Origin of the sequence: Bacillus sp. GMa5/1 (assembly GCF_050172015.1) — a bacterium.
GTDB lineage: Bacteria > Bacillota > Bacilli > Bacillales > Bacillaceae_G > Bacillus_A > Bacillus_A cereus.
In genome coordinates, this window is record NZ_JBNLYC010000054.1 from 23,116 (window position 1) to 29,326 (window position 6,211).

A 6,211-nucleotide genomic window follows, 5' to 3' on the forward strand; every position below is an offset into this window, starting at 1 on the left:
TTACACCCTCTTCTTTGTTAATTTAAGTAATACTTTGCTCAAGCTTTCTTCCGTAAGATCCTCTGCATCAGCAAAATCTGATACCGTAAAAGCAGACTCTGTTGTTGGTTTATTTATAAGTTGACGAAGATGCCTCAACATACCATCTGCTATCACTTGAATTTTTAATTTAGAAAACTGTTCCCTACTATACATCCAAATAAAATGTAACTTTTCATCTTTCACCATTCCGATAACATCAATTAGATGAGATGGTTTGGAATCTGGAGCATGATCTAAAAATGTAAATCCTGTCTCTTGCATAAACAAAGAGCCCCTTGAAAACACCTGATCAAATTGGCCCAAATAGTTAAAGCTTATTGAAGGCTTTTGCTGATAAAACGGAAGTAATCCTTTATTCAAGTAACGTAAAATACCATAGTCAACTCCGCGATTTGGAATTCGACGCAATTGCTCTTTGACTGCCTTTAACCCTTCAATAGGTGTCTGAGTTCCTTGAAAATTGAGATGAACGGGATAAATACTCGTGAACCAGCCCACTGTCCTTGATAAATCAATACCTTCAATCATCTCTTCTCTCCCGTGTCCTTCTAGATGAATAGAAACGGTTTGCTGATTTGTACAATCGACGATAGCTTGTCCTAATGCCGTTAATAGTACCTCATCAATCCTTGTCTTATGAGTGACTAGAACTTCGTGAAACAATGCTTGTGTTTCTTCTATTCCTAAAGTCCCCGTCACTTGATCAATCGATTCTTCTGTCGTTTCTTGTATTGGATAGTCCATTGGAATTTTCATCGTTTCTTTTTCTACTTGTTCATTCCAATAATCCTTTACTTCTTTTGAAATACCCGAATCACTGTATGTCTGAAGTCGTTCAGACCATTCTTTAAAAGATGTACTTTTCGCAGGTAAGCGAATTTCTTGACCTTGTTTCATCTGGTTATATACCACCTGTAAATCTTCCAATAGAATCCTCCATGACACTCCATCTACTACTAAATGATGTATCACCCAGAATATTCGATCATTTTCAGTCAAGTTATCTTCAAAGTACACTACTTTCATTAACGGACCAGTAATTAAATTGAAACTAGCTTGATGAATATTCATCTCTTCTTGTATTATTTTATTCCACTCTTTTTCATTAACTTGATTCCGTTTTACAACATGGAGTACTGACAGCTCATCAGTCCCTTCATTTCTCTGCCTCCACGTTCCGTTTGGTAACTGTTCGTACCGGAAACGTAAAGCATCATGATGTTTCAGTAAATTTAATATCGCTCCCTCTAGTAATTTCACATCCAATCTTTCTTTTACTCTTAAAAGCATTGATTGATTCCAATGCTCTGTATGTGGATGTTCTTGCTCGAAGAACCAGCACTGAATTGGAGTAAGAGGCACATCACCTATCACAATTCCCTGCTCCGCTTGTACTCCCTGCGTTTCTATAGCCACTTGTGCCAGCTCAGCGATAGTTGGGCATTCAAACATTTGCTTTGGAGTAAGTTTTAACCCCACTTGACTTGCTTGAGATATGATTTGAATACTGAGAATCGAGTCGCCACCAATTTCAAAGAAATTATCATAGATTCCCACCTTTTTAACACCTAATACTCTCTTCCAAATGGTAGTTAGTATTTGTTCGTTACTATTCCGAGGGCCAACACATTCACTATTAATCTGCGTTTCCTCCGGCATAGGTAAGGCCTCACGATCAACTTTACCGTTAGCTGTAAGTGGAATAGCTTCCATCGCCACAAATCCCGAAGGAACCATATAACTTGGTAGTTTCGCTTTAAGATACTCTCTCCACGCATCTACATTTCCATCTCCTACAACATATGCTACTAATCGTTTATCGCCTGGCTGATCTTCTCTTACAATTACAACTACCTCTTTTACATATGCATATGTATGTAAAGTAGACTCAATTTCCCCAATCTCAATTCGGAAACCACGTATTTTAACCTGATGATCAATTCTTCCACGATAATCTAGATTCCCATCTGGCAAATACCTCGCTAAGTCTCCTGTCCGGTATAATCTTGCTTTCAGATCACTACTAAATGGATGAGATATAAAACGCTCTGCTGTTAATTCAGGTCTATTTAAATACCCACGTGCAAGCCCTGCCCCGCCAATATAAAGTTCACCATCAACACCTATAGGAACAGGTTGTTGATAAGCGTCTAGTATATACACTTCTAAATCGGGAATCCGCTTTCCAATATTACTTCTTGAAGCCTGCTGCACATCATCTAAAGTAATTGGATAATATGTAACATGAACTGTAGTTTCTGTAATTCCATACATATTAATTAACTGTGGGTTTTTCTCCCCATACCTTTGAAACCACGGTAACAAGCTAGTAGGTTCTAACGCTTCTCCGCCAAATATGACATAACGCAGCTGCAAATTTTTATTCTCATCTTCTTGTTCACACACTTGTATTAATTGTCGAAATGCGGAAGGTGTCTGATTTAGAACTGTGACTTCTTCCTCCACCAATAATTGATAAAAATCCTTAGGTGATCGACTAATCCAGTACGGAACAACAACTAATTTTCCACCATATAATAATGCTCCCCAAATTTCCCATACTGAGAAATCAAATGCATACGAATGAAAAAGCGTCCAAGTATCTTTTTCATTAAACTGATACCAACAATCCGTCGATTTAAATAACCGAATGACATTGTGATGCTCTATCATAACGCCCTTTGGATTTCCCGTTGATCCCGAAGTATAGATTACATATGCCAGATTTTGGGGACCGACACCAGAAACCGGCAAAGTCTTACTTTCTTTCCCAATCTCATCTTGATCACGATCCAGGCAAATCGACTCAACATTTTCTGGTAACCAGTTCAATTCTTTTAAACTTTCTTGCGTTACGAATAACTGAATGCTAGCATCTTCTAAAATATATTGAAGTCGTTGCTCTGGATATGTTGGATCAAGTGGAACATAAGCCCCACCAGCCTTTAAAATCCCTAAAATACCTACAATCATCTCGTGGGAACGTTCAACGCACAGTCCAACTAAAGTATCAGGTCCTACTCCTTTTTTCTGCAGATAATGAGCTAACTGGTTTGCACGTCCATTAAGCTCCTTATAAGTAATTTTTTCTTTTTCATACGTAACTGCAATAGCATTTGGATAAATCATCGCTTGCCGTTCGAACATTTCATGAATAGTTACTTGAGGCGGGACATCCAGTTTAGGATTGTTGAACTCAACTAAACTTTTTCTTTTATCTTCCTCAGAAATGATTTCTATTTCAGCCACCTTCTGCTTTGGGTTTTCAAAAGTGTTTTCCATTATCGCTAACATCACGTTAAAAAACCGTTTTATCTCTTCCTTAGAAAATAGCTCCTCACGATAATCAATATGTACATGTAAAGAGTCTATATCAATTAGATTTTCAATATGCACTGCAAAATCTTGTACTTCTTCACGGTTTGGAATCCATAGTGAGTCACCACTTTCATCACGATCCCTATAATCAATCGTAGTTCCGAAAAGTCTCACATTACTGTTATTCTCTTTATTAATCTGCTTTAATAACAAATCAAATGGATATTTCTGGTGCCTTAATGATTTACTTTGTTTTCTGGACACCCTACTAATAAATGAAAGTACTTCTTCTTCTGGATCAATATCCATTCTTAAAGGAACTGTACTCACCATCATTCCAATCAATTTTCGTTCCATTTTAGTCATACGGTTTCCGTAAGCCATTCCTAAACCAATATCAAGCGATGAGGTCCACCGATACATGGACAACGAGAAAGCAGCAACAAAAAGGGTGTATAAACTAAAATTGTAATCTTCAGAAAATTCTTCTATCTTTCTCTTCAAATGCTCCGTTAATATAAACGTCTCACGTGATGCTTTGGTACTAACTTGGTACGTATTATAAGGCTTCAATCCAGTCACAGATGACAGTGTTTTAAATTCCTCTAGCCAAAATTTTTGATCTTTTTGAAAGCGACTACTATTCAAGTATGTTTGTTCATTGGTCAGAAATTGAACATATGAATTTTTAATTTCGCCTTCCTCATTCTCGTTATGCATGTCATAATAATATTTTGCAATCTGCTCAGTAAATATTTGAATTGATAAACCATCCATAATAATATGATGAACATTTCCAAAGACTGCACATTCATTATCGTTTAATTTTATTAAAGCGAAATAGTATAAATTTGAATTAAATAATGTAAACGTTTCTTTTGTTTTCTGCTCAATCCATTCCTCAAGCAAATTTGTATTCTCCACATTACTGAAATCAAAAAACTCAAATTCTTGTTCTTCATGTTTAGTAAAATATTGTTTCGGTTCCTGATGCCCATTTTCTTTTAACCTAATGCACAGACCGTCATTTTCACTGATAACGCGATTCACAACTTGGTTTAAATTTGAATAGTTCATTTTTCGATGAAGTTTAAATAAAAATCTTAAATTACATATTCCTTTATCAGAATGAACAACTTCTGTATACCATATTCTTCGCTGCGGGTGGCTTAATGGATAACATTCCTCATTGGTCATAAAAATCTTCCCTTCAAAAATTATTTGCTCTTATAGGTTCGTGTTTATGTTTAGCCCATAAATATTTCTGCAGTGAAACTCCAATTACTCCAATAATAACAAGCCCAATCCCTCCATAAACATAGAGTTGAGTTACTCCAAATAAATGCACTAATGGGCCACTCATAGCAGGGGAAATAATTAAAACTGCGTTTGTTAAACTGCTTTGTATACCAAATACTCTTCCTACTTGATCTTGATCGGATTCTATTTGTAATATGACTTGATTAGATACAAGCATCAGCCCACTTCCAATACCAGCGATAAAACTAATTAAATAGGCTAAAACGAAGACCGTACCGGGCGTTATCAAACCAATCCCCCCAAAACCAATTCCCATTAAAACCATACCTCCACATACTACCCAGCCATATTGAAATTGTTTTAATTTCTGAGTTAGTAATGCACCAAGTATTCCGCCAAGACCAATAATAGAAATGATATATCCCATTTTACTTTTATCATGTGGGAATAAGCTCTTAAATAAAGTTGGGAATTGTGAGTCTACTAATTGTAATACTGCCATGGCTATTGTAACGAAAATCATGGTTGATAATATTATCCGATTAGATAACACATAGCCCCACCCTTGTACCCAAGCGGTCCAAGTACTTTGTTTTTGCTTTTCAACAAATTCTTTCGATATAGTTTCTTTAAATTTTATTGTGGGTATGAGAACTAAGGTAGCTAATAAACAACTTATAGCTCTTATAATGAGGCAGAACTCTGGTTGAAACCAACTCAGCAACATGCCCCCTATAAGTGGGCCTACTATCTTTGTACCCTGCTCTACTATTCCGTTGATACTTACTGCTTTAGTAAGCAAGTCCGGGGATACAATCTGTCTTGTTAGTGTTTGCTGTGCAGGATAATAGAAAACAATAAAAATGGAACGAATCATTAATGCCACTAAGAGCCAGTGGATATCTTGTACAAATAAAAGAGCAATTGTTATTAGACCAACCATTAGATTACAGAACATCATAATTGGAATTTTTCTAAAACGATCTGCAATAACACCTGCCCATGAGCCAAAAATAATTCCAGGAAGTGCATATGCAACAGGAATCAATCCAATCATAGTAGGATCTACTTCCCATTCAAACCCAACCATAGTCATAATCGCTAACATATCAATAAAAACACCAAGCATAAGCAATGAATAGGCAGAGAAAACTTGTAAATAAACCCTATTTCCTAATAGGCCTTTTGAATCAGTAGTTTTCATAAAAGCAAGCTCCTTAGGTTACTAATATAAACGCTTTTGCGTATAAGGTACCTCTTTATTAAACTTAATTAATCATTATTGACATCTCACCTAGAATTTAACTTCGTCAAAACTCAAACCACTCTTGTTTTTCATATATTTAAAATAGTCAGACAAACGAAAGCGTACCTATTTCTTCATTTTTATATCAACTGTTACAAAATATATCTTTACCTTACACTAATAACAGCTAAACGTTTCCTTAATATAACCCTTTACAGTCGTTTGCACATTCAATTCACATCCTTTTTAAAGTTGGCTTTTTTCTATCTCAAATACTATCACACAAATATTTCACCTACTATATTCATAAAGTTGAAATATTTGAATCAGAAAATTCGGATAAAA

General features: G+C 35.8%; 2 protein-coding genes. Both read right to left on the reverse strand.

Annotated elements, in window-relative coordinates; genetic code table 11:
* Positions 1–4,557, reverse strand: a complete 4,557-nt coding sequence (locus tag ACQGSG_RS14795; protein WP_325842896.1) for a non-ribosomal peptide synthetase — start codon at positions 4,555–4,557, stop codon at positions 1–3.
* 13 nt (positions 4,558–4,570) lie between these two features.
* Positions 4,571–5,824 carry an MFS transporter gene (locus tag ACQGSG_RS14800; protein ID WP_325842897.1) on the reverse strand — a complete coding sequence of 418 codons (1,254 nt, stop codon included), beginning with the start codon at positions 5,822–5,824 and terminating at the stop codon, positions 4,571–4,573.
* Positions 5,825–6,211 lie beyond the last annotated feature (387 nt).